General features: G+C 35.2%; 5 protein-coding genes. All 5 read right to left on the bottom strand.

The genetic code is table 11. From position 1 onward, the window contains the following. A partial coding sequence (locus tag OCV67_RS12915) for a hypothetical protein (RefSeq protein WP_147644352.1) occupies positions 1–473 on the bottom strand: 473 nt, incomplete at its 3' end. Between the two features lie 124 nt (positions 474–597). Beyond that, positions 598–741, bottom strand: a complete 144-nt coding sequence (locus OCV67_RS12910) for a cyclic lactone autoinducer peptide (protein ID WP_178085167.1) — start codon at positions 739–741, stop codon at positions 598–600. Then, a complete protein-coding gene (locus OCV67_RS12905; RefSeq protein WP_147644350.1) occupies positions 713–1,324 on the bottom strand; it encodes an accessory gene regulator B family protein in 612 nt (203 codons plus the stop codon). The genes OCV67_RS12910 and OCV67_RS12905 overlap by 29 nt, the downstream gene beginning before the upstream one ends. A gap of 194 nt (positions 1,325–1,518) precedes the next feature. Then, positions 1,519–2,679 (bottom strand): hypothetical protein, encoded by a 1,161-nt coding sequence (locus OCV67_RS12900; RefSeq protein WP_147644349.1) that lies wholly within the window; start codon positions 2,677–2,679, stop codon positions 1,519–1,521. 16 nt (positions 2,680–2,695) lie between these two features. Then, positions 2,696–4,036: RHS repeat-associated core domain-containing protein (locus OCV67_RS12895; protein WP_147644348.1), on the bottom strand; the 1,341-nt coding region annotated here is incomplete at its 5' end.

Genomic DNA, 4,036 nt, shown 5'->3' with positions numbered 1-4,036 from the left:
CCGTCACACTCAAACTTTACATGATATATGTCGGAACCGCTTGCTGAAACCGTATAGTAATTGCCGTCAGCAACTTCTACACTGTTGATCTCCTCCCAGTTTCCATTGAAAATACGTACAAAAATATGAGTGTCATCCAATGCGGTATGACCGCTGACAACACCCTTTTGTACACATCCTGTAACTGTAAAATTCTCTGCAAAATTGATACCGACTTCTCCGGTTTCGTTCATCAGCATGATGCCGGATTCCGGTGAGCCGAAATATTCCACTTCTCCCAGACCGTCTATGGCGTCTTCAAATTCCTGTGCAAGCTCGTCCGCATTTTCAGAAAGCTGCAGGGATTCCTTTATCCCGGCAATTGTTTCCGCATGAGCGATACCCTGGGAACTGCCGTCGCCGTAGATCATTACCTGTCCTACGAACATGACGGACAGTGCGCCGGCTACTATCCTGCTTAGTTTTTTGTTCATACAATTCCTCCTTCTGAATAACTAATCAAGAGAATGCATATGTTGAATTTATGCTTAGAATCAAAGAATTTTATGCTATGACAGCATTCTCTTAATTGTTGTCTGTAAATTTTTCGTCTGTCAATCAGGACTTGCGAAGCTTTCTTACTGCTTCAGGCTCCTTCGGCTGATGACAGCCGCCCCATGATGTCGAGCCTGCTGCCTTTACGGCTGCAAACTTACTTGCTGATGCAAGCTTCTTAAGTATCGTATTTTTCATCTTCTTCATCTTTCTCACTTCCTTTCTCATGATGAGTTATTACAATTAACACGGCTATTGATAACTGTGTAAATGCCATTAAAATAGATGTTTGAACAGAAATTGGATAAATGGCGCAGCTTACAACAGACACCGCTGCAGTTAATGCAATGCCAATATGTCGGTTTTTCTTTTTCTGTTCTTGATCCAACGGTTTATTTTCATTCTCGACCGGTATATAATACCAAACAATCATAAATGATAAAACCAAAAATAAGATATGATACAGCATCATATACATTTTTGTATATACTGCTATTTTAGTAAAACTGAAGACAAGCATTGTTACGACACTAAATGTCAGATTACACTTGAAATATGATTTTGCATGATATCCTCCTGTGAATTGACGTATTGTTACGAACATGATATAATATATAATTGAAAGAGAAAACATTTGAAAAATTGTTCCGATAATAATCGTAATAATAAATCCAAGAAGCGTTGAACAAATCGTTTCAAATCCATACTTATATATTTCAATATCATTGTAATCAATTATTCTTTTACGACATAAAAAAAGCGATATCCTTTTACTTAATTCAGAGATCATTTTTCTCACCCTAAGTAAATAATATCGCTCTTTATGTCGAAAGTCAATGTTTTGTACCCCAAATGCAGATTTTGTGCCCCAAATACAAATTTGGCATAAAATTTATAATAATGCAAAGGTTATTTGAGCAAAAAAATGGAGCAAAACTTGAATTATAAACCAAGCTTTGCTCCATAAAAATATCCAATTGTAAATCAATCTTCGTGGATTACTTCAATAACATTTCCGTCAATATCAATTTCCATAATACATTGATAAAATGCTCCAGAGCCGATCAAAATATAGATATGATTATCTTGACATTGAATTTCCCTGATCTGATAACCTTTATTTTCAAAAAAATCTTCAGTTGAAAAAATCAAGGTATTTTCGTCATCATTCATTTTGTATAAACAACTGCCCGAAGAATAAAGAATATAGTCTTTATAAAAATCAAATGATATCAAAAGATCATCAAGTTTAATAATGTTTTCGCACGCAAAATTAGAAAGATTTATTCTGTATAAAGCTTCTCCTTCAGAGTAATACATATAATTATTATTTATATATCCTATATGATTTTCTTTCAGTTCACTAACAACGGTTGTTTTCATATCGTAACACGCTAATCCATGTATTTGATACATATCAAAACTGCGCTCAAACCAAATTTTTTCGTTATATACTGTCATATCCCATATCTTAGTAGGATTATCAAAAATATGCTCAATATTACCTCCATCGTAATCCATTTTGTAAACGGCTGACTTTTTTTCATCAAATATGCTGTAATATATATGCTCATTCGTAAAACAAACTGCTGATATATATCCGTTATCAGGATAATCTGCCAGCTTGGTTAAATCTCCTTTATAAAGCTTATAAATTCCATCACTATCATGGGTGTCATAGTTGTCATATTTATAGATATAAACAGAATTTCCGTCACAATAATAAGTCATGCAGTTTCTTGTGCTGTCTAACACCGTTTTTTCACTGCCGTCATCAAGACACAGATTATAAACTGCATCATGCCTTGCCATATCTCCACAAGCATCTTCGTAATCTTTATTTTTTAATTCGCTGGTTTCAACCGGATAGTAACGACCATAGTTTGTGAAATATATAAATTTTGAACGGCTGTTAAAACTCCATTCGTCTGTTTCACCTAAGTTTAGACTTTCCGCTTTGGGAATAGCTGCGGATGTCTGTGCAGTTTTGGTGTCAGTTTTTGTTATAACAGTCTTTTCGCTGCTTTCAACAGCAGCTGTTTCATGGACATTTTTCACACTATCTTGCCTTGAAGATTCATCAAAACTACATGCAGACATTATTGATATTAATAATACCAAAAACAAAACAAATATCTTTTTCATTTATATGTCATCCAAATCACCTTATAATTACTAAATTTGCTGAATCACCAACTAAATCTGCAAAATCATTCATATTATTGACCCCCTCAATAGTTATACATCCTGTCGACCATGGTACAAATTCTTTTTCACCTCTATGTACCAAAATATAGGTTGCTGGGTAATACGAAAAGCCACCATATTTATTCAGATAAACACTAGGCAAAACATCTCCACCATCTAATGTTGAAACCGTATAATATTGTGCATAAGAGCGTAATTTAGGTTCTCCCTTTTCATAAACCTTATCCATTTTATATATGCCTGAATCTACAGCAACTGATGGTTCTCCATTATTATCCCAATAATTAAAATCATCAGGTAAAGTACTTCCAACAAATGAAGTTGTTGTACCATTAAGTGAATTTACTGTAATTGTAGCATTAAATCTTCTATTATCGTTATTTGTCTTACCTTCTTTTGCAACAACAGTATTACAAGCTTCCTTAAAAGCATTATTCAATTTTATCGCTAGCTCTTGATTTGCAGGATTAGATGCATTACCCGATATTGTCATTTCACGAATTTGGACATCCCATGAGCTATTCATATTTAAATTTGATGGCGCCGCTAATTTTTCATAATATGTATCCCATTTTTTCATTAGCTTATAATCCCATTCACTATTACATTTTGTAGGTCTTGAACCATTTAGATTATTGCTAACCTTATATTGTGCTGCTGCCACTGCATCATGCCCACTCGGATCAACACACCTGATTGGGTTATTCTTGCAGTAGGTATAAAGGTTAAGACTTAGCGGATCAGATCTTCTTCCTGCGTATGAATCACGGCTGATAAATCTGCCCGTACTTGGGTTATAATTCCTAGCTCTCAGATAAATGGTTGCAGTTTCCTTGTCATAGTATTCACCACAGTAACGGAAAGCATTCGTATCTGAATTTACAATATCTTTCTCAACACCGAAAGCGTCATACTTGTAACTCTTAACAACAGCACCCGTTGAATCAGTAAGATTTACAACATCACCATGAGCGTTCTGTGTATAATAGGTGTACTCTGACTTGTTTCCGTTGCAGTAATTATACTTCGCAACAAGATTTGTTCCGCGAATGTAGCAGTCAGCCTCGTAGAACTGGTTGTCAATTACATCTGCTACTATCTGCTTATTTCCGTCCCAAACATGATTTATCGTTTCTCCATTAACGGTTTTCTCATATCTCAGACCGCCTGCATTGTACTTGTAGCTTGCAGTTGTTTCGCCGTCTGTGAATCCGATAAGCTGATTTAAACCATCGTAAGTATTGGTTTCAGTTTTTCCGTCAGCAGTCTTTGTAATCTGATTGCCGTTAGCGTC

It is taken from the genome of Porcipelethomonas ammoniilytica, assembly GCF_025567485.1.
In the GTDB taxonomy this organism is placed as follows: domain Bacteria; phylum Bacillota; class Clostridia; order Oscillospirales; family Ruminococcaceae; genus Porcipelethomonas; species Porcipelethomonas ammoniilytica.
This window is presented reverse-complemented; position numbering and strand designations above follow the sequence as displayed.